Raw genomic sequence first — 26,484 nt, 5'->3', positions numbered from 1 at the left:
AATGCATCCGGGACGAAGCGCTCGGCCGTCAGCTCCGGCCGTCCCAGGTAGCCACGCGCCACGCCCGGTCCGCCCAGGTACAACTCGCCCGGCACGCCCGGAGGCACGGGCTGCCCCCGCCCGTCCAGCACGTACGCACGCATGTTCGCGACGGGACGGCCGATGTCCGGGCGCTCCACGTCCAGCTCGGTGGAGAGCGTCGCGCAGACGGACGCCTCCGTGGGCCCGTAGCCATTGAGCAGTCGCCGCCCCGGCTTCCATCGCCGCGCCAGCTCCGGCGAGCAGGCTTCTCCGGCGGAGATGACTGTCTCCAGCAAGGGAAGGCCCTCCGGCTCCAACTGCGACAGGGACGAAGGCGTGAGCGTCACCGTGGTGATACCCCGCGACTCCAACAGTCCGCGCAGCGGCGCTCCCGGCAGCAGCGACTCGCGCGGCGCCAGGTGCAGCTCCGCCCCGGCCACCAGCGTGGACAGCACCTCCAGGACGGACGCGTCGAACCCGAGCGCCGCCGCCTGGAGCACACGCCGCCCTGGCCGCACGTCATGCGCCCGGATGATGGTGCCCAGGGTGTTGCAGAGGCCCTGATGCGGCACCAGCACGCCCTTCGGAGTACCCGTGGAGCCGGACGTGTAGATGACGTAGGCCAGATGCTCCGGCAACGAACCCACGCGAGGTGGCTCCGACGGGTTGCGCGCGAGCTGGCGTCTGTCGCCGTCCAGCGCGACGAGCAGCTCGCCACCCGCGGGGAGCACGTCCGCGATGGCATCCATCGTCACCACCACGGACAGACCGGCGTCCCGCATCATGTGCGTCAACCGAGCCGTGGGGTACGCCGGGTCCAAGGGGACGAACGCGCCGCCGGCCTTCAGCACGCCCAGGAGCCCCACCACCAGTTCCACGGAGCGCTCCGCGCACAGCCCCACGCGGACCTCGGGACCTACGCCCAGCGTGCGCAGGTGGTGCGCGAGCTGATTGGCCTGTTCCTCCAGCGCTGCGTACGTGAGTTGCTGGCCCTCGGCCACCACCGCCACCGCGTCCGGCGTCCGAGCGGCCTGCGCCTCAAACAAGCCATGCAGCGTCGCGTCCCCTGCGAAGGGCTCGCGGGTGTCGTTCCACTCCACCAGCATCCGCTGGCGCTCCGCGTCGGACAGCAGCGGCAACTCCGACACCCGCTGCGACGGATTCGCGGCGATGCCCTGGAGCAGCCGGACGAAGCGCTCCCACAGCAACTCCACCGTGGACAGGTCGAACAGATCCGCCGGGTACTCCAATGCGCCCGTGAGGCCCTGCGGCGTCTCACGCAACTCCAGTGACAGGTCCACCTTGGTGGCACCGATGTCCAGCTCCACCATCTTCACGCCCAGCCCTGGCGTTCGGACCTCGACCGGCGGCGTGTTGTGGAACGTGAGCATCGCCTGCACCAGCGGCATGCGGCTCGGATCTCTCGGCACGCGCAGCTCGTCCACCAGCCGCTCGAACGGAATCTCCTGGTGGGCATACGCGCCAATCGACGCCACCTTCACCCGGCGCAGCAGCTCCACGAAGGTGGGGGCTCCCGACAGGTCACCTCTGATGGCGAGCGTGTTCAGGAAGCAGCCGATGAGCCCTTCCAGCTCCGGACGGTTGCGGCCCGCGGCGGATGTGCCGACGATGACGTCGTCCTGCCCGGAGTACCGGTGCAGCAGCGTCTGAAACGCCGCCGTCAGCACCATGAAGGGCGTGGCTCCCTCGCGACGGCCCACGGCCCACACCGCGTCCATCACGGGCTTGTCCACGGAGACCTGGAGACGGCCACCCCGGCCCGTCCAGCGCGCGGGACGCGGACGGTCCGTTGGCAGCTCCAACACCTGCGCGCCCGCGAGCTGCTTCTTCCAGTACGCGAGCTGAGCTTCCATGCCCGGCCCCTCCAGCCAGCCGCGCTGCCACACAGCGTAGTCCGCGTACTGAATCGGGAGTTCCGGCAGCGGCGACGGCCGGCCCGCCGCGAGCGCTTCGTAGCCCGCCACCAGCTCGCGGAAGAGCACGCCCCCAGACCATCCGTCCGAGGCGATGTGGTGCAGCGTGAGGTGCAGCACGGACACAGCCTCGCTGATGCGAATCAGCACGGCTCGCATCACCGGCCCGAGCATCAAGTCAAAGGGCTTGCGCGCCTCCGTCAGGGCCTGCTTCAGCGCGTCCGCCTCCCGCGCCTCCAGCGTGTCGCCTCGGGCCTCCAGCCGCTCCAGCACCAGGGGCATGGCGTCGGCAATCACCTGGTACGCACCGCCGTCTTCGAGCGCGAAGGTGGTGCGCAGGACTTCATGCCGGCGGACCAGCGCGTTCAGCGCGGCCTCCAAGAGGGCTTCGTCCACCGCGCCATCGAGACGCAGGGTGACGGTGTTGTTGTACGCGATGCCCGCCGGGTCCAACTGGTGGAGGTACCAGATGCGCTGCTGTGGGAAGGACAGCGGCAGCGGCTTGTCCCGCCCCACCCGCACCACGGGCGTGGCAGTCGCCGAGGAAACCTCCGCGCTCACCGTCTGCCGCGTGGGGGGCCTGGTGCCCACGGTGCCACGGGCTGGCTGCGAGGTAGGACGCCGCGCCTTTGTCGCACGCGCGGGGGCAACGCACTCCACTTCGCCGGCAACGCGGAAACGGGCTCGCTGGCCCGTCACCAAGAAGCGCTCATCCGAACCGGGGACGGAGATGAAGCGCGCCCGCGTGGCCTCCGGGTCATTCCAGAAGCCCAGCGGAACCGCCGCGCCGCCCAGGGCCAGCTCTCCCACCACGCCAACCGGCACCGGCTCGCCGGACGCATCCCGCACGTACACGGGCGCCGAAGTGGGAGACGGCCACGCCGCGCCCACCAAGGAGGACGCTATCGCCACGTGCTGCGCCGAACTGGTGAGGTCCTGCGATTCGCCCCCGAGCACCCAGAGACGAACGCTCCCCAGCGCCGCCTCGGCGCCAGGAAGCTCCGCCAGGGCACGCGCCTGCGACGGCGCGCAGCGCAGCGTGGTGACGCCCTCGTCTTGCACCAGCGACAGCAGTGCGCCGAATCCAGCATCGCCTTCGGCCAGCACCGCATCCGCGGGCAGGGCCTGCACCTGGCTGCGCTGCCGCACCACGTCCAGCAGACGGAGGCTGGACATCATCGGCTCCAGCGCCACGCCGAAGTCGACGAGGCAGGCAATCTCGTCCACGTCGAGGGCGCGCACGCGCTCCACCACGCGCACGCAGTCCTCCACCGAGCCGAAGAGGCCACCTTCCTTGATGTAGTGCTCCACCCCCTGGGCGAGCATCACCTCCACGTCCTCTGGCGTGAGGCCGCGCACGTCCACCTGAAGGCCCTGGCTGGCCACCAGGTTGGCGAACACGTCCACCGAGCTGCGGAAGTATCGCAGCAGCGGCTCGCGCACGGCCTCGCGCACCTCGTCCAGGTCCTGGCCGAGGAAGGTGTGGAGCATCAACGTGACGTGCCCCTGGCCTGGGCCATGTCCCGCCTTGCGGTACGTCTCGCGGTACAGCGCCACCTTCGTCGCCAGCTCGTCCAGGTTGGAGCCCAGACCGAGCACGTTGGTGAGGATGCCCGCCCCCACCTCACCGGCCTTCCGGAACGTCTCCGGGTTGCCCGTGGACGTCAGCCAGACCGGCAGCTCCGCCTGCTTCGGCTTGGGGCGCAGCGCCAGCTCCACTTCATTGCCCGCGCCGTTGCGCCGCAGCACCGTGCCGCCGCGCCACAGCCGCCGCACTTCCTCCAGGCGTTCAATGAGCACCTCGCGCCGCCGGTCGAAGGTCCCCGGTGAGAGCGAGAAGTCGTTCGCGTGCCACCCCGTGGCGAATGACAGCCCCACGCGCCCACGGGACAGGTTGTCCACCACGGACCACTGCTCGGCGACTTCGATGGGGTCATGGAGCGGCAACACCACGCTGCCCGCGCGAATCTGCACGTGCCGCGTGAGCATCGCCAGCGCGCCGCCGACCACCGAAGGCTGTGGATACAAACCACCGAAGGAGTGGAAGCGCCGCTCCGGCGTCCAGACCGCGGAGAAACCATGTGCGTCCGCGAACTTCGCGCCTTCGAGGAGCAGCTCGTACTTCTCCTCGCCCAGCGAATCCTCATCGTTGGCGAAGTACGAAAGACTGAAGTCGAGAGGCCGCCGGGTGTCCGGCTTGCGGCCCAGGACAGCGAAGCACGCGGCGAGCTGCTCGGGCGGAAGGACGACACGCATCCCACGCGCGAGTGCCCACAGCAGGTCCAGTCCCGACGGGTCAGCCGAAGGCCCCCCCACCGCCAACCACACGTCTCCCCCACCCGCGCCCGTCCGGGCATCCAGTGAGGCCAACACGTGCGCCACGTTCCGGTGGCTCAGCATGACCCGGCCGTACCCTCCCAGCGCGTCGGGCGCAGGAACGATGAAGGCCAGCCGCTCCCCGGGCACGGGCTCCATCGAATCCGCGCTCGAATCGACAGAGTCCACCGCGACGGCGCGGATTCCCTTTGGCAACGCCGGCACGTCCTCCGTGCGAGGCACCAGCAACAACCGAGGTCCTTGCGCGGGCAGCAGGGACGCCAGCTCCGCGACCTCACCGGCCGACACGGGGAGGCACGCGCCTCCCGCCTCCAGCACGCCCCACAGTGCGATGACCGACTCCACGGATGGAGTGATGCGCACCGCCACCGGCACGTCCCGGCCCACGCCCTCCTGCTTCAACCGGGCCGCGAGACCTCGGGCCCTTTCCGAAAGCTCCCGCCATGACAGGCGGCGCTCACCCATGCTGATGGCCACTGCGTCCGGTGTCCGCTTCACCCACGACGCGAATCGAGCCAGCACAGCCGCATCCGCGAGGTCCCGATGCCCGATGCTCGATGACCCACCGGCGGGCGGCATGCTGGAAATCGCGAGGCCCTCGGCCTGGAGGCTCTGCACCGAGGACGCAGGCCCCCGCGCGGCAGCGCTCCGTTCCTCCGGTGCCGCCAGCGGCATCCGTGACACGCGAAGGTCGGGGTTCGCGAGGGCCGCCCCCAGCAACGTCTGGAGGTGGGCCGACAGGCGCGCGATGCGCGGCTCGTCGTAGAGGTCGGTGGCGTACTCGATGAAACCGTGGAAGCCGCCGCTCTCGCTCTCGTTCAGCAGCAACGTCAGCTCACCGAGCGTGGCGCCGAACTGCGCGGGCGTTCCCGGCACCTCCACCAACTGCATGTCCAGGCCCGCCACGGAGGGCGGCGCCGTGGTGACGTGCGCGTGCAGCACCAGCGCCGCGTCACACAGCCGCGAGCGTGCCGGGTCCCTGCCGGAGGCCACCAACGGCAGCAGGTGCTCGAAGGGGACGTCCTGGTGACTGGACGCGCCAACCGTCGTCTCACGAGCGCGCGCCACCAGCTCTCGGAACGACGGGTCACCCGACAGGTCGGTGCGCAGCGCCATCGCATGGGCCACGAAGCCGATGAGGGGCTCCAGCTCGCCGCGGGCACGGTTGCCCACCGGCGTCCCCACCACGATGTCCTCGCGCCCCGAGTACCGGGCGAGCACCGACGCCAGGGCCGCCAGCAGCGTCATGAAGGGCGTCACCCCCTCGCGCTGGCTGAAACCCATCAACGCCGCGCTGAGCTCGCGCGAGAAGGCCACCGGGAAGCGGGCACCACGCAGCCGCAGCTCGGCCCCTCGCGGCCGGTCCGCCGCCAGCTCCAACGACGGAGGCAGGTCCGCCAGCACCTCGCGCCAGTACGCCTCCTGGGCCGCCAGTGTTCCACCCGCGAGCGAGCGGCGCTCCCAGGCCGCCGCGTCTACGTACTGCACAGCCAGCTCCGGCAGCGGAGCGGGCTGCCCCGCGAGGAACGCCTGATAGTTCGCCGCGGCCTCACGAAAGAAAGCCACCATGGACAGCGTGTCCGAGGCGATGTGGTGCACCGTGAGCAGCATCAGGTGCTCGGTCTCGGCCAGTCGCAGCAGACTGGCGCGGACGATGGGCCCGTGCTCCAGGGAGAACGGCCGCACCGCCTCGTCCAATGCCAGCCGCAGCGCCTCCGCCTCCCGGTCACCGCCATGGGAACGCAGGTCCACCACGGGCACCTGGATGCGGACCTCGGCGGAGAACCGCTGGCGCACACGCCCGTCCTCCACGCGGTACGTCGCGCGGAGCATCTCATGCCGGCGGATGACCTCGTTGACGCTCCGCTCCAGGACCGGGACATCCAGCGCGCCTGAGATGCGGACCGCCAGGGGCATGTTGAGGGACGGGTTCCCCGGGTCGAGCTGCTCCATCCGCCAGACGCGTTCCTGCACCACGGACAGCGGCAGCTCACCCGCGCGGTCGATGCGGAACATCACCTCGGATGCCGCCCTGCCCTCCAGGGGACCCGCCGCCTGGAGCATCGCCTCGATGCGCGCGGAGATGCCCGCCACGGTGGGGGCCTCGAACAGCGCGCTCAGCGGGAGCTGTACGGAGAACGTCTCACGCAGACGGGTCAGCATCTGCGCCGCCATCAGTGAGTTGCCGCCCAGCTCCAGGAAGTCGTCATCCGGGCCGACCTCCACTGCGCCCAGACGCTCGCGCCAGATATCCATGACGCGCTGCTGGATCTCCCCCACGGTGACGGGATCCGATGCGCCAGGGGTGGCGAGGGGAAGCACGGAGCTGGTGCCAGCCAGCGCGGCCCCTGCCACCGGCCCGGAGGCCGCGGGCAATACGAGCGGCGCGCCTGACGACTCCAGACGGCAGGACTTCTCCTCGAATGGATACGTGGGCAACGACACGCGGCGGCGAGGCTCCGCGCCATGGAACTTCTCCCAGGCGACGTCCACCCCGGCCGCCCAGAGGTCTCCCAGGGATTGCAACAGCCCACGGGCATCGCTCTCCGTGGGACGGCGGCGCAGCGAAGGCGCCACGACCAACTGCCGCTCCTTGCGCGCCCGTCCCCGCGCCAGCGACGTCAGGTCCGTCCCTGGTCCCACCTCCAGCAGGACACTGCACCCCTCCCCGAAAAGCGTCTCCAGGCCCGCGGCGAAGCGCACCGGCTGTCGCATCTGCCGAGCCCAGTACGTAGGGTCGGTGGCCTCTTCCGGGCGAATCCACGTGCCCGTGAGGCTGGACACATACGGTAGCGTCGGCGCCTGGAGGCGCAGCGAGGACACCGCCCGCGCCAGGTCCACCATCAGCGGCTCCACGGCGCTGGAATGGAAGGCATGGGCCGACGGCAACCGCACCATGCCCACGCCGCGGCTCGACAGCGTGGCCTGCAACGCTTCAATGGCTTGCACCGGGCCCGAGACGACACACCGGCCCTCGCCGTTGACGGCCGCCAGTGAGAGACCCTCGCCGAGCAACGGAAGGACCTCCGCCTCCTCCAACCCCACCGCGAGCATCGCGCCGACGGGCATCCGCGCCATGAGCGCGCCACGCACCACCGCGAGCCGCAGGCCGTCCTCCGGCGACAGCACCCCCGCCACGCAGGCTGCGGCGTACTCACCAAAGCTGTGGCCCAGCACCGCATGCGGCCGGACGCCCCAGGACATCCAGAGTCGGGCCAGTGCGTGCTCGACGACGAAGAGCGCGGGCAGCGCGACGCGAGGGTCCGCCAGCTTCTGGGCCGCGACGGCCTCCTGCCCCTGCGCGGGTAACAGGAGCGCGCGCACCTCGGCGGCAAGCGAGAGCTCCAGCCGTGCCAGCGCCGCGTCCACGTCCTTCCGGAAACCCGGCTCCACCGCGTGCAGCTCGCGGCCCATGCCCACCGCCTGCGCACCCTGGCCCGGAAACAGGAAGGCCACGCGGCGATTCCGCCCCGCCTCCACCGCCGCGGGCTTGCGCAGCCGCTCCGCCAGTTCAGCCCCATCCGCCGCCACCACCGCACGGCGATGCTCGAACGAACGACGGCCCACGTTCCGGGTAAAGGCCACGTCCTCCAGCGCCAGTCCCGGCGCGGACTCCACGTGCGTCGCCAGCTCGCGCGCCATCACCTCCAGGGCGGAAGGCGTCCGAGCGGACAACGTCACCACGTGCAATGGCCGGTGGCCGCGCGCCTTCTCCGCCTCCGGGGGCGACTCTTCCAGCACGACGTGGGCGTTGGTTCCACCGATGCCGAAGGAGCTCACACCCGCACGGCGCGGCCCATTCTCCCGCGGCCACGCCTTGAGCGCGGTGTTGACGAAGAACGGGCTGCGCTCGAAGTCAATCTCCGGGTTGGCGCGCTCGAAGTGGAGGCTCGCCGGCAGCTCGCCGTGCTGAAGCGACAGGACCACCTTGATGAACCCCGCCACGCCGGCCGCCGCATCCAGGTGCCCCAGGTTCGTCTTGAGCGAGCCGATGGCGCAGTAGCCAGAGCGCTCCGTCGTCTTCCGGAACGCCCGCGTCAGCGCGGCGATTTCAATGGGGTCGCCCAGCGACGTGCCCGTGCCGTGGGCCTCCACGTAGCTGATGTCGTCACCGCCCAGGCCCGAATAGGCCAGCGCGTCCGCGACGACCTCCGTCTGGCCCTCGATGCTCGGCGCTGTGTAACCGACCTTCTGTTGACCGTCGTTGTTGACGGCCGAGCCCTTGATGACCGCGTGGACGTGGTCACCGTCCCGCAGCGCATCCGACAGCAGCTTGAGCACCACCACGCCCGCGCCGTTGCCCGCCACGGTGCCACCCGCGCGGTGGTCGAAGGCGCGGCAGTGGCCGTCCGGCGAGAAGATGAGCCCATCCTGGTGCAGGTAGCCCGTGCGCTGCGGACTGGCGATGCGCACCGCGCCCGCGAGCGCGATGTCCGACTGCCGCGTCAGGAGGCTCTGGCAGGCCATGTGGATGGCGACCAGGCCGGTGGAGCACGCGGTGTAGACGGCGACGCTCTCGCCCCGGAGCTGGAGCTTGAAGGACGCCTTCATCGCCAGGCTCTCCGGGCCCGCGGTGGCCAACTCCAGGCCCGCGCCCGCGTCCTTCCGTGCCTCGCTCAGCAGGTTCAGCAGGTGGCCGGACGAACCGGCGCCCGCGTAGAGCGAGATGCGCCCCTTGTAACGAGACGGGTCATACGCCGCGTCCTCGAGCGCTGTCCAGGCGCACTGGAGGAACACGCGCTGCTGCGGGTCCATCCACTGCGCCTCGCGCAGCGGGATGTCGAAGAAGCCGTGGTCGAAGCCGTCCGCACCTTCGAGGATGCCCCCCGCGCGAATGAAGTGCGGGTGCCGCCACAGGTCCTCGGGGATGAGCGGTGAGCGCTCCAGTTCGTCCTCGGAGAAGAACGAGATGGACTCCACGCAGCCTCGGACGTTGTTCCAGAAGTCACCCAGGTTGCGAGCGCCCGGGAAGCGCCCCGCCATGCCGATGACCGCGATGTCGCTGCTCGAGTCCTCGCCCTGCATGTCATCAAGCTCAGCCATTGCCGTGATTCCCTCGCCGACCCTGCCGGCGGATCGCCTGACGCCGCTGCTGGGCGCGATCCACGTGGGCCTCATTGTCCTGGGTGTCTGCCGCCGTCTCGCCGTCCCGCTCCAGGGACATGACAAACGCGCGGACCGTGGGATGTTCAAAGAAGCGCGTCGCCGGAACGTCTCGCTTCAGCTCGTCGCGCAGCAATGCGCACGCCTTGACCACGGACATGGAGCTGCCGCCCAGGTCCGCGAAGAAGTGGTCTTCCACACCGACCCGCTCCACGCCGAGCACCTTCGCCCAGAGCGCCGCCACCTGACGCTCCAGCGCGGTGGTGGGCTCCACGAAGGCACTCCCTGCTGGACGCGAGACCTCCGGCTCCGGCAGCGCGCGCCGGTCCAGCTTGCCCACGGGCGTGAGCGGCAGCGCCATCAGCGGGACCAGCGTGGAAGGCACCATGAACTCGGGCAGCGACTCCGCCAGGAAGCCGCGAAGGCCGCGGGGGTCCAACGTCTCCCCTGCCCGAGGCACCGCGTAGGCCACCAGCCGCTTGCCTCCCGCGGGGTCGGGCCGCGCCACCACCACCGCCTCGGCCACCGACGGGTGCAGGCGCAACGCCTCCTCCACCTCGCCTGGCTCCACCCGGTAGCCACGCACCTTCACCTGACCGTCCAGCCGCTCGAGGAACTCCAGCGTGCCGTCCTCGCGGTAGCGCACGCTGTCGCCCGTCCGGTACAGCCGCCCGCCCGCCTCCGAGCCGAAGGGGTTCGGAACGAAGCGCTCCGCCGTCAGCTCCGGCCGACCCTGATAACCCCAGGCCAGGCCGTCTCCACCAATGAGCAGCTCACCCGGTACGCCCACCGGCACGGGGCGCAACGCCGCGTCCACCACATACACCCGCGTATTGGCGATGGGCCGGCCAATGGGAATGGCCCCCGGCGCGACGGCGCCCTCCATCACATGGCAGCAGGTGAAGGTGGTGCCCTCGGTGGGCCCATACCCGTTGACCAGGATGCCGCCGCGTCCAAGCCGCTCCCGCACCGCTGCCGGTGGGAGCACGTCGCCGCCCGCCAGGAGCTGCCGCACGCCATCCAGGGCGTCCGGCCTCGCGGCGGAGAGCGCCTCGAAGAGCGCGGCCGTGAGCCACAACGTGGTGACACCGTGACGTGCCAGCACGTCCTTGAGTGTGTCCACCGTGGGAGGCTGCGCTGGGAAGAGGACCAGCTTCGCGCCGTGCAGCAGCGCGCCCCACACCTCGAAGGTGGCGGCGTCGAAGCAGATGGGCGCCAGTTGGAGGAAGACCTCGTCCGCGCCCCAACGCGCGAATCGGGAGCCCAGCACCAGCCGAGCCACCGCGCGCTGCGGCACGCAGACGCCCTTGGGCCGCCCCGTGGAGCCCGACGTGTACATGACATACGCCAGCGACTCCGCCGGCACCGTCACGCGAGGCGAAACCGTGGGCTCACGCGCGATTTCATCCCAGGCCGAATCCAGGAGCACCACGTCCGCACTGCCCGAAGGCAGCAAAGCCACCACCGATTGCTGCGCCAGCACCACGGGCAGGCGCGTGTCCTCCACCATGAAGGCCAGGCGCTCGCGGGGGTACGTGGGGTCCAACGGCACGTAGGCGCCACCGGCCTTGAGGATGCCGAGCATCCCCACCACCAGGTCGAGCGAACGTTGCACGCACAGCCCCACCGGTGTCCCCGGTCCCACGCCACGATTGCGCAGGTACCACGCAAGCTGGTTCGCCCGCCGGTCCAGCTCCGCGTAGGTGAGCCGAGCCTCCTCGCACACCACTGCGACTGCCTCCGGCGAGCGCGCCGCCTGCGCCTCGAAGAGCTCCGCGAGGCATGCCTCTCGGGGGTACTCCACCGCGGTGTCGTTCCACGCCACGAGCAGGCGTTGACGATCCGCCGAGTCCATCATCGGCAGCTCGCCCAGGCGTTGGCCCGCATCCGCCACCGCGCTCTCCAGCAACACCCGGAGCCCCTTCATCAGCCGCGCGGCCGTCTCCCGCGTGAAGAGGTCCGCGTCGAACTCCAAGGTTCCGGTGAACCCTTCTGCCGCGTCCGTCAGGGACAACGTGAGGTCGAACTTCGCTGTCCCCGAGGCCAGTTCCACTGGGCGGAGAGCCAGCCCTTGCGGCGCGACGTCCTGGCGCGAGGCTTCGTGAAGCGCGAGCACCACCTGCACCAGGGGCGCGTGGCTCAAGCTCCGAGGTGGTTGCAGCGCCTCGACCAGCTTCTCGAACGGAACGTCCTGGTGGGCGTACGCGTCCAACGTCGTCTCCCGCACCTGCCGCAGGAGCTCACGGAAGGAGCTCGAGCGCGGCAGACGCGCGCGGAGCACCAGCGTGTTGACGAAGAAGCCAATCAGGTTCTCCAGCCCAGGCTGCTGCCGGCCCGCGATGGGCGATCCCACACACACGTCCTCCTGGCCAGACACCCGCGACAGCAGGAGCTGGAAGGCCGCCAGCAGGCCCATGAAGGGCGTGACGCCTTCACGAATGCAGAGCGCACGGAACGCCTCCGACAGCTCGGCGGGGAAACGCACCGCCAGCGTGTCACCCCGGAAGCGCTGCAAGCTCGGCCGGGGGAAGTCCTTGGGAAGCTCCAGGACGGGCGGCGCTCCGGCGAGCTGCCTTCTCCAGTATCCGACCTGCGCCGCGAGTGCCTCTCCCTGCATCCACTGGCGCTGCCACACCGCATGGTCCGCTGGCTGGATGGTGGGCACTGGCAGCGAGGAAGGCCGGCCCTGCAGCTCCGCGGCGTAGAGCGCCGACAGCTCCCGCACGGCGACGCCCAGTGACCACCCGTCCGAGACAATGTGGTGCAGCGTGAGGACCAGCAGGTGCGAATCATCAGCCGTTCGAATCAGCAATGCCCGGCACAGCGGTCCATTCACCAGGTCGAACGGGCGGCGAGCCTCTTCCGACGCGGCGATCACGGCCTGTGCTTCACGCGCCTCCTCCGGAAGCCCCTCGAGGTCGACCACGAGAAGCGCCACGTTGGCGCTCGGATGGATGATTTGGACGGGCTCTCCCGCGTTGCTGGAGAAGGTGGTCCTCAGGGCTTCGTGCCGCAGGAACAGCCCCGCCAGTGCCCGCTCCAAGGCAGGCACGTCCAGCGGACCGGCGAGCCATGCAGCCCAGGGGACGTTGTAGAGGGCCGTGCCTGGCTGGAGCTGCTCCAGCAACCACAAGCGCTCCTGCATCGCGGACAGTGGCAAGGGGTTGTCCCTGGACACGGGGACGATGGGCGGCGGGCGCGCCGTGCCAGAGGACTGCCGGGCCTCGCGGATGCGCCCGGCCAGCCTCGCCACGGTCGGGTCGTCGAAGAGCTCCCGCAGCGACAAGGCGACGCCAAAGGTGGCGTGAATCCGCGTGACGACCCGAGTGGCCAGCAGGGAGTGTCCACCCAAATCGAAGAAGCTGTCGGACGCTCCAACCCGGGAGACACCAAGCAGTTCGCCAAAGAGTTGCGCGAGCAATTCCTCCTCGGGGCCTCTCGGTGCGATGACCTCCGATTCGACGGTGGGCGCGGGCAGCGCACGCCGGTCCACCTTGCCGTTGGGCGTCAGGGGCAGGCGCCCCAGTACCATGAAGGCGGCAGGCACCATGTACGCCGGCAAGTGCGCGGCGAGGAAGGTCCGCAGGAGCGAAGGCTCGGGAGTCGCGGCGGCCTCCGCGGTCGGTACGACGTAGGCCACCAGACGCCGCGAGCCCCCTGCTTCATCCTCTCGCGCCAACACCACGGCTTGCCGGACGTCCGGGTGACGCAGCAGCGCGGCCTCGACCTCGCCCGGCTCCACGCGGAAGCCTCGCACCTTCACCTGTGCGTCCACGCGGCCCTCAAAGGTCACCGCCCCATCCGCCAACAGACGGACCCGGTCACCTGTCCGGAAGAGCCGCGTCCCGGGACGCTCGCTGAACGGGTTCGGAACGAAGCGCTCCGCCGTCAGCGCGGGTTGTCCCAGATAGCCCCAGGCGAGTCCGTCGCCACCAAGCCACAGCTCCCCCACGCCTCCTGGCGGCACCGGCGCCATGTCCTCGTCGAGCACGTACTGAACCGTGTTCGCCAGCGGCCTCCCGATGGGAATCGATACGGCGCCCTCGGGCACATCCGTGACGAGGTGCCACGTGGAGAAGGTGGTGTTCTCCGTGGGGCCATAGACGTGCAGCAGCCGCTCGGGAGCACCTTCACGAAGGACCCGGCGGACCGGCCTCGGGTCCACGGCCTCTCCTCCGAAGTGGAGCTGTCGCAACCCGCTGAAGGCGTCCGGCACTTCCGCGGCCACCTGGTTGAACCAGGCCGTCGTGAGGAAGAGGACGCGAATGCCCTCCTCCCGCAGCCAGGACGCGAAGGCACTCGGAGAGAGCGCTGTCTCCCGCTCCACGCCAACCACTCGGGCACCGTTGAGGAGCGCACCCCAGATTTCGAACGTGGCCGCGTCGAACGAGGCGTTGGATGCCTGCGCCACGCGATCCTCAGGCACCACGCGGATGAAGTCCGTCTCCACCACCAGCCGGACCACGGCCTGATGGGAAACGCAGACGCCCTTGGGAGTCCCCGTGGAGCCGGAGGTGTAGATGACGTAGGCGGCATCCGCTGCGCCGACTCCGGCTCCAAGCGCCGCCGTTTCAGCGACGTCCCCTTGCGCCGAGACCTCCTCCACCGTGAGGACACTCACGCCCTCCGAAGGCACCGCCCCCCGCAGCCGCTCCTGCGTCAGCAGTACGGGTGCCCCCGCATCCGCGATCATCCATGCGAGCCGCTCGCGCGGGTACGCCGGATCCAGGGGCACGTAGGCCGCCCCCGCCTTGAGGATGCCCAGCATCCCAACGACCAGCTCGGCGGAGCGCTCCACGCAGAGGCCCACGTGAGTCCCTCGTCGGACTCCCAAGGCCCCCAGCCGGCGCGCCACCTGGTTCGCCCACGCGTTCAGCTCGGCGTACGTCAGCGACGTTCCGCCATACCGCACCGCCACGGTCTCTGGCGCCCGCGCGGCCTGGGACTCGAACAGCGAATGCACCGTGGCTTCGCGGGGGTACGTGGTCGCGGTGGCGTTCCACTCCACCAGCACGCGGCGCCGCTCGGCCTCCGACAGCAGGGACACGTCGCCCAGTCGCTGCTCAGGACGACTCCACATCGCCTGAAGCAGACCGCGCCAGTGCGTCAGCAACTGCTCGGCAGCGACCTTTGAGATTCGCTCCTGCCGGTACAGCAGCTTCAGCCGCATGGAGCGTCCCGGAACCACCACCGCGGTCAGCGGATAGTGCGTGCGCTCGAAGGCCGCGAAGTCCCGCAGCTCCAACCCGGACGCACCGCGTACGAGCGCGGCATCCACCGGGTAGTTCTCGAAAACGAGGAGACTCTCGAAGAGCGGCGTGCCTCGGGGAATGTCGCTCCACCCCTGAAGCCGGGTGAGCGGGACGTGCTCCCGTTGCCCCAACTCCACCAGCAGGGACTGAAGCTCGCTCAGCCAGGGCAGCAACCCGGCGCCATGCTGGATACGGGCGCGAACCGGGAGCGAGTGGATGAACAACCCGACGGCTTCCTCGATGCCCGGTAGCTCCGGCGGACGGCCCGCGAGCGTCGTCGCGAACATGACGTCCTGCCCGCCCCCATAGCGGGACAACAGCAACGCCCACGCACCGTGGACCAGGGTGCTCGGCGTGAGCCCATGGCTGCGTGCGAACTCCTGGAGCGCAGCGGTATCGGCCTCGCCCAAATCCAGCGCGTGCTCACCCGTGTCATGCGCCGCGGTGGAGCCTCCTGCCGCAGGCAATGGCGTCGGCGCTTCGATGCCCTCGAGCTGCTCCCGCCAGAAGGCTTCGTCCTGCTCAGGTCGGCGGCGCCCCAGCCATTCCACGTAGGTGCGGAAATCCATTGAGGCGGCGGGCGGGAGCCAATCTGCCCCTGCGGCAATCGCCGCGTAAGCATCAAGCACCTCGCCAAGGACGCGCGCCAGACTCCACCCATCGAGAAGCAGGTGATGGAAGCTCCAGACGAACCGCCAGGCATGGTCCTCCAGTCGAATCAGCGCCAGCCGCATCAGCGGCGCCTGCGACAGGACAAAGCCCTGTGCCCGGTCCTCACGCAGGAACGCGGCCAGTGACTGGGATTGTTCCTCCGAGGAGCGCCCGCGCCAGTCGAGCTCAGCCCACACAGGGGTCGCGCGTGCATGGACCACCTGGACAGGGGCCTCCAACCCGTCCCAGAGGAACGAGGTGCGCAGTGAGGAATGCCGTTCGGACACCGCCTCCCATGCCCGCCGGAGTGCTCCGGCGTTCAGCGGACCGGCGAGCGTCCAGCTTCGCTGCTCGAAGTACGCGCCGGTGCCGGGCTCCAGCAGCACCTGGAACAACAACCCATGCTGGAGGGGAGAGAGCGCATGACACTCCTCCGTCGCGCCCGCGAGTTCCACCAACGTTTCGACACAGTGACGCGCCAGGGCTTCGATGCGCGCGCGCGAATGCAGCGCCTCGCTGTAATGCCAGGCCAACTCCAGGCGTCCGCCCACGACGCGAGCCACCACCTCCAACACATGGCTCCGGAGCCCACGCGTCCCCTGCGAGGCCCCCGTGGATTCGGGCGCCAGCGAGAACAGCGCCGAGTCCCGAGTACCCGAGTCGAGCTGCCCGAGGTAGTTGAAGAGGACCTCAGACGAAGCGCCGGCATCATGGCGAAGGTAGCGCAGCAGGCCATATCCAACACCTCTGCCCTTCCGATGCTCGCGTGCCGCGCGAACCGACGCGAGCACGGAAGCGGACGCCAACCCCTCCGGCAACTCCAGACGCACGGGGAACAACGCGGTGAACCACCCTACCGTGCGTGAGAGGTCCACGTCGTCGAACAGCTCGTCGCGCCCGTGGCCCTCCAGGTCGATGCGCAGTCGGCGCTCGCCACTCCATCGGGCCAGCGCGCTCGCAACACCCGTGAGGAGCACGTCTTCAAGGCCCGGCTGTGACATCGTCGCCGATGCACGAAGCAGCGAGTGCGTCACGTCGGCATCCAGTGCCACTGTGACGACGCGCTCCGAGCCCTGCGAGTTCACCCCACCCGGCACATCCCGAGGAAGCGCGGCCACATCCGCGCTCAGCACGTCCCGCCAGTAGGCCCCCTCCTCCGCGAGCACCCCCGAGGCGGCATGCACCTCCAACCGTCGTGCCCAGGCCTGGAACGACGTCGTCTTCGCGGGAAGCGCCACCGGCTCTCCGCGGGCAAGCTGCCGAAGCGCCGTCTCCAGGTCCTCCAACAACACGCGCCAGGAGACGCCGTCCGCCGCGAGGTGGTGGATGACCAGCAGCAGCCGTCCCCTCCGATTTGGTCCCGGGTCGAACAACACGGCGCGCAGGAGGCACCCCGCATTCAGGTCCAAACCCGCCTGCTCCTCCGTGGCGGTGCGCTCCATCGCCACGGCCCGCGCGGCGGCATCCAACCCGGATAGGTCCACGAGACGCAGTGGCACGTCGCGCCCTGGCTCTGCGCACGACTGCGCCCACCCCGTATCACTCCGCGACAGCCGCAGCCGCAGCGCATCGTGATGGTCCACGAGGGCCCGCAGTGCGCAGGCCAGCACGTCCGACTCCAGGCGCTCACGGGGCTCCAGCATCAACGCCTGGTTGAAGTGATGCGCTTCGGGAAGCTCGCGCTCGACGAACCAGCGCTGGATGGGCGTCAGCGGCACGGGCCCTACAACCGGGCCCTGGTCTCCCAAGCGACGACGGCTCGTCGCCACCTGTGCCAGCCCTGCCACCGTCGGATGCTGGAAGAGCTGGCGCGCGGTGAGGTGGATGCCCACCTGCCGCGCCCGCGCAATCACCTGAAGCGCGAGGATGGAGTCACCGCCCAGCTCGAAGAAGCGGTCCTCGGCGCCTACCCGCTCGACGCCCAGAACGCCCGCCCAGATCTGCGCGATCTCAAGTTCCAGCGCGTTACGCGGCTCGACGTGGGCCGCACCACGCCCCTGCACTGCCCGCACCGGTGCGGGGAGGCCACGACGGTCGAGCTTCCCACTGGGCGACAGCGGGAGCGCGTCCAGCGTGACGAAGGCCGACGGCACCATGTGCTCGGGCAGTCGCTCACCGAGGAAGGCCCGAAGCTCCGATGCCACGTCCCCCGAAGGCGCGACCACGTACGCCACGAGGCGCCGGTCTCCCGGGACGTCCTCTCGAATCGCCACCGCCGCCGCACGCACGCCGGGGTGCAGGGACAGCACGGCTTCAATCTCTCCCAATTCGATGCGGAAGCCCCGCAGCTTCACCTGGTCATCCAGGCGGCCCAGGTACTCGATGGCGCCATTCGCCAGGAAGCGGGCCTGATCGCCCGTCCGGTACATCCGCGCCCCCGGCTGCGCCGCGAAGGCGTCCGGAAGGAATCGCTCAGCGGTCAGGTCCGGCCGCTGCCAGTAGCCGCGCGCCAGCGGTGCACCCCCGATGTACAGCTCACCCGGCACACCCGCTGGCACGGGACGCAGCCGCGCATCCAGCACGTACATCCGCGCGTTGGCGATGGGGCGCCCGATGGGCACGACATGCCCACGGTCCTCACGTGCGCAGGCCCACGCCGTCACGTCCACCGCGGCCTCCGTCGGGCCGTAGAGGTTGTGAAGCTCGGCGAGCAGGCACGAGAAGTAGCGATCCCTCAGCTCGGGAGGCAGCGCCTCGCCACTGCAGAACACCCTTCTCAGGCTGGCGCAGGACACTGCCAGCTCCGTCTCCTCCAGGAAGGGCCGGAGCATGGACGGCACGAAGTGCAACGTGGTGATGCGCTCGCGAGCGATGGTGTCCGTCAGATACGCGGGCTCCCGGTGCCCGCCAGGCCGCGCCATCACCAACCGCGCGCCCGCCAGCAGCGGCCAGAAGAACTCCCACACGGAGACGTCGAAGCTGAACGGCGTCTTCTGGAGGACGCGGTCGCTCGAATCAAGCCCGTAGGCCTCCTGCATCCACAGGAGCCGATTGCAGATGGCGGCATGCGTGTTCATCGCCCCCTTGGGCCGGCCCGTGGAGCCCGAGGTGTAGAGGACGTACGCCAGCCCGCTCCCATCCACGGTCACGTCGAGACGCTCCTCGCGCTCGCGCGCCACCGCGTCCCACTCCGAGTCCAGACACACCACGGTGGCGCTGTCCCGAGGCAGGCGTTCCGACAACCGAGCCTGCGTCAGCAGCACCGGCGCCGCCGCATCCGCGAGCATGTACTCCAGTCGCTCGCGGGGATACTCCGGGTCGAGCGGCACGTAGGCGCCCCCCGCCTTGAGCACGCCGAGGAGCCCCACCACCATCTCCAGCGAACGCTCCACGCACAGCGCAACCCGCGTGTCCGGCCCCACGCCTCGGGCCCGCAGGTAGCGCGCGAGCTGATTCGCGCGCCGGTCCAGCTCCCGATACGTGAGGGTGTCGCTCTCGAAGCTCAGCGCCACCACATCCGGTGTGCGGTCCACCCGCGCTTCGATGAGCCGATGCAGGACGCTCACTCCTGGCCGAGGGCGGTCCGTGTCATTCCACGCCACCAGGACCCGGTGCCGCTCCGCCGAGGTCATCAGGGGAAGCGCGTGCACCTGCTGTTCCGGCTCACGGACGCCCGCCTCCAACAGGACGCGCAGGTGCTCCAGCAGGCGCGTTGCGGTATCCGGCTCGAACAGGTCGGTGCTCAGCTCCAGGTTCGCGGAGAAGCCGTCCGCCGTGTCCGTGATGATGAGTCGCAGGTCGAACTTCGCCGTGAGACTCGGCTGCGGCTGGACGTTCAGCCGCAGCCCCGGAATCACCAACTCCGGCAGCGGGTCCTCCTGCATCACGAGCATGGCCTGGAACAGCGGGCTGCGGCCCAGGTCGCGCTCGGGCTGGAGCGCCTTCACCAGTTCCTCGAAGGGTGCGTCCTGGTGCGCGAATGCCCCCAGCACAGTCTCCCGCGCGCGGCCAATCAACTCCCTGAAGGACGGCGTGCCCGCCAGTGACACGCGCAGGACCAGCGTGTTGACGAAGCAGCCGATGAGCCCTTCCAGCTCGGTCCGGTCACGGCCCTCCACCGGCGTTCCCACGCACAGGTCATCCTGCCCGCCATGACGGGACAGCAGCGCGGAGAAGCCCGCCAGCAGCACCATGAAGGGCGTGGCGCCCTCACGCTGGGCCAACGTTTTCAGCGCATGCGACAACTCCGGGCCCAGGAGCATGCTTCGGCTCACGCCACGGCTGCTGCGCACGGCCGGTCGAGGCCGGTCCGTGGGCAGGTCCAGCGCCCGAGGTGCCCCTCCCAACCGGGTCCGCCAGTACGCGAGTTGCGCCTCCAGCGCCTCGCCGCGAAGCCAGTCGCGCTGCCACGCCGCATAGTCCACGTACTGGAGCGGCAGCGGCGACAACGGCGAAACCTGCCCCTGGGAGAAGGCCCGATAGAGCGCCGCCACCTCGAGCACGAGCACACCCATGGATGCGCCATCCGTCACCAGGTGGTGCAGCACCAACAAGAGCACGTGCTCACGCGCGCTCACCTGGAGCAGCGTGGCTCGAAGCGGCGGTCCCGCGCCGAGGTCGAACGCCCGCAGCGACTCCTCCGCCAATCGCAACGATAGGGCCTCCGCCTGATCAGCCCCAGACAGCGCGGTCAGGTCCACCCGGTCCAGAGCAAGCCGGGCCTCGGGATGGATGCGCCAGGAAGGCGTGCCGCCGTCATCGTGGAAGGTGGCGCGGAGGACTTCGTGCCGCCGGACCACCTCTCTCAGAGAGCGCTCCAGCAACGCCACATCGAGCGCCCCCTCCACACGGACAGCCACCGCATCGTTGTACGCGGCGCCACCGGGCTCGAGCTGCTCCAGGAACCAGAGCCGTTGCTGCGCGAAGGACAGCGGCAGCGCGCCTTCGTGAGACCGGGCCACCAATGGAGGCACCCCGGACGCCCCCAGGAGGCGAGCATCGATGCGCGCCCCCAAGGCCGCGGGCGAGGACGACTCGAACAACTCACGCAGGGGCAGGTCCACCCCGAACGCCTCACGAATCCGGGAGGCGGCGCGCGTGGCCAGCAGCGAGTGCCCGCCCAGCGCGAAGAAGTCGTCCTCCGCGCCTACCCGCTCCACGCCCAGCAGCGAAGCCCACAGCTCGGCCAAACGGCGTTCAGTGTCCGTCCGAGGCGCCACGTACTCCCGAGCGACGTCACGGACACCCTCCGGCGCAGGCAACGCCTTCCGGTCCACCTTCCCGTTGGGCGTCAGCGGGAGCGCATCGAGTGGCACGAACGCCGAAGGCACCATGTGCTCCGGCAGGGAGCGCCGGGAGAAGGCCAGCAGCGCCTCCACCGAAAGCGCCGTGCCCGGCCTGGCGACGACGTACGCGACGAGGCGAGCGCCTCCAGCAGACGCCTCCCGCGCCACGACCACGGCCTGCGCCACGTCGGAGTGCCGCGCCAGCACGGACTCGATTTCACCAGGCTCCACCCGGAAGCCACGGACCTTGAGCTGGTGGTCCACGCGGCCCAGGAACTCCACCGTTCCATCCGCTCGCCATCGAGCCCGGTCGCCCGTTCGGTACATCCGGGCACCAGCGTTGGAGGACGCCGGGTCCGGGAGGAATCGCTCGGCGGTCAGCTCCGGCCGCGCGTGATAGCCCCGAGCGACACCCATGCCACCAATGTAGAGCTCACCGGGCACACCCACGGGCAAGGGCCGCAGCTCCGCATCCAGCACGTACAACGACGTGTTGGCGATGGGCGTACCAATGGGCACCGGTCCCGGCGAACCATCCACGGCGTGCGACGAAGACCAGATGGTGGTCTCCGTGGGGCCGTACATGTTGAGCAGCGCTCCGCCCATGGTGCCCCGCAGCCGTTCCGCCAGCTCCGCGGATAGCGCCTCACCGCCGACGAGCAGGCGCTCCAGCCCCACGAGCGCCCCGGCCGCACCGGGCTCCAAGAGCAGCGCCTGGGCCAGGGAGGGCGTGCATTGCAGATGCGTGACGCCGTGCCGGCGAAGCTGCGCGGGCACGGTGATTTCCTCCTGCGACTGAAGCCGGAAGTCCCGCTCGCAGCGCTGCCGCACGGCGTCCAGCGCCGGAAGGCTGGCGAGCACGGCATCCGTGTCCACGCCGAAGTCGATGAGGCACGCGACCTCATCCACGCCCAGCGCCTCGATGCGCGCCACCTGCTCCCGACAGGTGCGCGGCGTCCCGAAGAGCCCCGCCCCGTCGAAGAAGCGCCCGAAGGCCCGTCCCACGAGCGCGTCCAGGTCCTCCGGACGCACCGATGCGGGATCCAGGTCCACGCCCAGCGTCCGGCCCAACCCGCGCATCAGGTCCGCGGAGTTGCTCAGGTAGCGCCGCAGCGGCGCTTCGACTGTCTCACGCACGCGCTCCACGTCGTGCCCCACGAACGTGTGGAGCATCAGCGTCACGTGGCCCTCGCCCTCGTGGCCCGCCTCGCGCCAGGCCTCGCGGTAGAGCGCGATGCGTGATTCCAGCTCCTCCCACCGCTGTCCCAAGAGGTGCGTCAGGACGCCCGCGCCCAGCCGGCCCGCTTCGCGGAAGGTGTCCGGATTGCCAGCGGCGGTCAGCCACACAGGGAGCTCGCGCTGCACGGGGCTCGGACGGATGCGGACATCGATGGGCGTCCCCGCGCCATTGGGGAACGACAGCGACTCACCGCGCCAAAGCCGCCGCAACGTGTCCAGGTCCCGCCGCGCAAGCTCCCGGCGCTCCGCATACCGCTCTGGCGCGAGGACGAAGTCATCCGCGTGCCAGCCCGGCGCAACGGAGATGCCGACGCGGCCCTTCGACAGGTTGTCGACGAGCGACCACTCCTCGGCCACGCGCACGGGGTGGTGCAGAGGCAGCACGACGCTGCCGGCGCGGATGGCTACGCGCTCGGTGATGGCGGCGATGGCCGCGCTCGTCACGGATGGATTGGGATAGAGCCCACCAAACGCATGAAGGTGGCGCTCCGGCGTCCACACCGCCTGGAAGCCATGACGGTCCGCGAACCGCGCACCTTCCAGCAACAGCCGGTAACGCTCCGCGCCTGGAGCACCCTCGTCCGCCGCGAAGTAGAAGAGGCTGAAGCCCAGAGGCTTCTGGCGCGATCGGGTCACCCGGCGCGGCGCGGCCCCCAAGGCCCCCTGCTCGCCCTGCACGGCGACCTTGAAGCCGCGAGCCAGCGTCCAGAGCAACTCCAACACGGAGATGTCGAAGGAGACACTCGTCACCGCGAGCCACGTCCCCGGTTCGGTCCCCACGCGCGCGTCCATGCCCGTGAAGAAGCTGACGACGTTGCGGTGTGGAATCAGCACGCCCTTGGGCTTGCCGGTGGAGCCCGAGGTGTAGAGGACATAGGCCAGGTTGTCGGGCCCCACGGCTCCCGGTGGCGCGGCGTCGGCCTCGCCAGCCACATCCAGCGGAACCACGGTCCTATCGCCGAACGGAAGCGCGCCCGCCAGATGCCGGTGCGCGAGCACCACCGAGGCGCCAGAGTCCTCCAGCATCAGCGCGAGCCGAGCCTCGGGATACGACGGGTCCAGCGGCAGGTACGCACCGCCCGCCTTGAAGATGCCCAGCAGGCCCACGACCAGGTCCGCGGAGCGGTCGGCGAAGAGGCCCACGATGCACTCAGGTCCAACGCCCTGCTCGCGCAGCCTCCATGCCACGGCGTTGGCTCGTTGGTTCAGCTCACGGTACGTGAGGACCCCGTCGCCACACACCACGGCAACGGCGTCCGGAGTGCGCTGCGCCTGCAACTCCACGAGCGCATGGATGCACGCCTCCGGGAACTCCGCCCGCGTGTCATTCCAGTCGACCAGCACCTGCCGCTGCTCTGCCTCAGGCAACAGCGGCAGCATGGCGAGGCGCTGGTCAGGGTCCGCGACAATGGATTCCAGAAGCACGCCCAGCCGCGCCACCAGTCGCGCGGCGGTGTCCGCATCAAACAGGTCCGTGGCGTACTCGAGCCACCCTCCCAGTCCCTCCGGCCCTCGGGCCAGCGACAGCGTCAAATCGTAGGGCGTGGCCCCCGGGTCCACCTCCACGCGGCGAGACTCCAGGCCGGGCAGCGCCAGTCCCGCGCCGGGCTCCGGCTGGAGCACGAACAGCACCTGGAACAAGGGTGCGCGCGAGGGGTCCCTCGTGGGTTGGACCGCGTCGACCAGCCGCTCGAAAGAAACGCCCCGGTGGGCAAAGGCCGCCAGCACGCCTTCCCGCGTCTGTCCCAACAGTTCGCGGAAACGTGATGAGCCAGACACGGACGCGCGCAGGACGATCAGGTCGAGAAAGCACCCCATCAACCCTTCGAGTCCCGCCCGCTCACGCCCATTGACGGCCGTTCCGACGCAGAAGTCCGCCTGCCCCGAATGACGCGCGAGCAGCACCTCGAAAGCCGCCAGCAACGTCATGAACAACGTGGCGCCTTCGCTCCGGCCCAACGCCTCCAGCCGAGCCGTCAGCGCCTCCGGGAACCGCACCGCCACGCGGCCACCGCGATAGGATGGCATGGGCGGTCGAGACCGATCCGCGGGCAGTTCCAGCGCCGCGGCCCCCCCTGCCAGCCGCGCCTTCCACCAGTCGAGCGACGTGGCCAGGGCGCCGTCCGCCTCGACCTCGCGGCGCCAGCGCGCGAAGTCTGGGTACTGAAAGGCCAACGGCGGCAGCGAAACATCACCCGCGTACAGCGCGCTCAGCTCACGGGCCAGGATGGCGAACGAGGCACCATCCGAGGCGATGTGGTGCATCACCACGACCAGCAGGTGCTCGTGCGCGTCCAATTGAAACAGCGTGGCCCGGAGCAGCGGACCGCGCTCGAGGTCGAACGGCGCCCGCGCTTCCTCGTGGGCCAGACGAAGCGCGGCCTCCTCGCGGGCATCCACCGGGACGTCGCGGAGGTCCACCCGGCGAAGTGATGACACCGGCACCGACGAGGTCACCTGCGACGGCGTGCCATCTTCGTCGCGGAACGTCGCCCGGAGTGCCGCGTGGCGCTGAACGATTGCAGCGAAGGCATGCTCCAGCGCCACATCATCCAGTGCACCGGTGAGCCGTACCGCCGCCGGCAGGTGATACGCGGCGCTTCCCTGCGCCAATTGCTCGAACAGCCACAGTCTTTGCTGCGCGGAGGAGAGCGGCGCGGGCGTCCTCTCCTCGCCCCGCGTCAGCTCGGCGCCAGTGGACGCCCCACGCGCCGCGAAGAGGGTCAGCGCGAGCGCCCCCACCGTCGGCCCCTGAAGAAGGACCTCCATGCGAAGGACCACGCCCAGGGTCTCGACGTCGTTCGCCAACTCCACGGCGCCCAGTGAGTCCAGACCAAAGGAAGTGATGGGCGCATCCGTCGCCAGCTCCTCCGGACGGACGCGAAGCCGCGAGGCGATCCGCGCCAGCAACCACGCCTCAAGTGCCTCCACGGTGAGCGGCTGGGACGCGGTGATGTCAGGCGCGGGAGCCTTGGCCTGGGGCGCGTCTGCTTCCGACTCGCTCCAGGTCAGCAGCGCCCGAGCCGTCCCCGCGAGCAATTCAGCCCGGCAAGCACGCCGCTGAATCTTCCCGCTGGACGTCTTCGGCAGCGCGCCTGGCTCGATGAGGACGAGCGTGTGGAGCTGGACCTCGTGCGTCTCCGCCAGACCCCGGCGGACTGCGCCCACCACGTCCTCGGCGGTCCACGGCTTGCGCGAGTCCACCTCGTACATCACCGCGAGCCGCTCCTCGCCGCCCACGTCGATGGAGAACGCCGCGCCACAACCGGGCCGCAGCGCCGAATGGCTGCGCTCCAGCGTCAGCTCCAGGTCCTGCGGATGCAGGTTGCGGCCGCGGAGGATGATGAGGTCCTTGCGCCGACCCACGACGAACAGCTCGCCGTCCTTCAGCAGGCCCAGGTCTCCCGTCCGCAGGAACCGGGGGCCGCTGTCCGAATCCGCCAATCGTGCCCCGAACGCGGCCTCGCTCTCCTCGGGCCGCTCCCAGTAGCCGTGGGCCACGCTGGGACCAGAGACCCAGATCTCCCCCACCCGCTCGGGCGGGCAAGCGCGACGCGTCTCCGGGTCCACGACGAGCAGCGTCTGCTCAGGCAGCGTCTGGCCGCACCCCACCAGCGGGCGCGCCCCAGGGCCGTCCTCGGCCGCCAGCGCCTCGTTCCGCTCCAACGCCTGGGCGTCCCACATCCGCGTGAGGACACCTTCGCCCTTGCGCCCACCCGAGGCGATCAGCGTGCCTTCCGCGAGCCCATAGCAGGGATAGAGCGCCTCGCGCTGGAAGCCCACGGGCGCGAAGGCTTCCGAGAAGCGGGTCATGACTTCCGGGCGGATGGGCTCGGCCCCACAGAAGGCCAGCTCCCAGCGACGCAGGTCCAACCCTTCACGCTCCGCGGGAGGCACCTTCCTCACGCACAGGTCGAAGGCGAAGCACGGGCCGCCGCTGATGGTGCCACCGAAGCGGGACAGTGACTCCAACCAGAACCGTGGGCGGCGAAGGAACGCGAGCGGCGACATCAGCGCCACCGGGAAGCCCGCGTAGAGCGGCTGGAGGATGCCGCCAATCAGGCCCATGTCATGGTACGGCGGCAGCCAGATGACGCCCACGCTGTCCGAGCGGACCTGGAACGCGTGGGAGATCAGCCCCAGGTTGTGCAGCAGGTTCCCATGGCTGAGCTGCACGCCCTTCGGATCCCCCGTGGAGCCGGACGTGTATTGAAGGAAGGCCAACGTGTCCCGCGAAGGCTCCGGACGGCGCCACCCCGCCTCAGTCCCCTCGGGCAACGCGTCGGTGGCCACCCAGCGGAGCGCGGCGAGCTCGGGGGCGCCTTCGAAGAGCCCCTCCCCCATCTCCTGGATGAAGGAGGTGGTGAGCACGACGCTCGCGCGCGCATCCCGAATGATGGCGCGCAGCCGAGGCAACGTCCTCTCCAGCCGCATCGGGTCCGGCGGATAGGCTGGGACGGCGACCAACCCGGCATACAAACAGCCGAAGAAACCCGCGACGTACTCTAGGCCCGGTGGATAGAGGAGCACCGCCCGCTCGCCCGCTCGCGCCAGGGCCTGGAGTGCCGCGCCAATGCGCCGGGCTCGCAAATCCAACCCGGCGTAGCTCAGGACCGCGTCATCCCCGCCATCCTCCAGGAAGGTGTACAGCCGCCGTTCACCCAGGGACTGGGTCTGCGTTTCGAGGAGCTCCAGCAGTGTCGCGGCCGGGTGGGAGCGCAT

The 26,484-nt window shown here is 70.2% G+C and carries 2 protein-coding genes (1 of these 2 cut by a window edge); both read right to left on the bottom strand.

The genetic code is table 11. The features are described 5' to 3' along the window. A protein-coding gene (locus FMQ63_RS02780) for a hybrid non-ribosomal peptide synthetase/type I polyketide synthase (RefSeq protein WP_020480779.1) crosses the window boundary here: on the bottom strand, nucleotides 1-9,335 show its 5' portion. It extends 3,811 nt beyond the left edge of the window; the window shows 9,335 of its 13,146 coding nt (coding positions 1-9,335); the start codon lies at nucleotides 9,333-9,335; its stop codon lies off the left edge, out of view. Further along, nucleotides 9,328-26,484, bottom strand: a complete 17,157-nt coding sequence (locus FMQ63_RS02775) for a non-ribosomal peptide synthase/polyketide synthase (RefSeq protein WP_225909264.1) — start codon at nucleotides 26,482-26,484, stop codon at nucleotides 9,328-9,330. Before FMQ63_RS02775 ends, FMQ63_RS02780 begins: the two co-directional genes overlap by 8 nt.

Source organism: Myxococcus sp. CA005, from assembly GCF_006518205.1.
GTDB lineage: Bacteria > Myxococcota > Myxococcia > Myxococcales > Myxococcaceae > Myxococcus > Myxococcus xanthus.
This window is presented reverse-complemented; position numbering and strand designations above follow the sequence as displayed.

Excerpts from the sequence above, each read along its gene's own strand:
- FMQ63_RS02775 (WP_225909264.1), bottom strand. The coding sequence starts at position 26,484 with ATGCGCTCCCACCCGGCCGCGACACTGCTGGAGCTCCTCGAAACGCAG.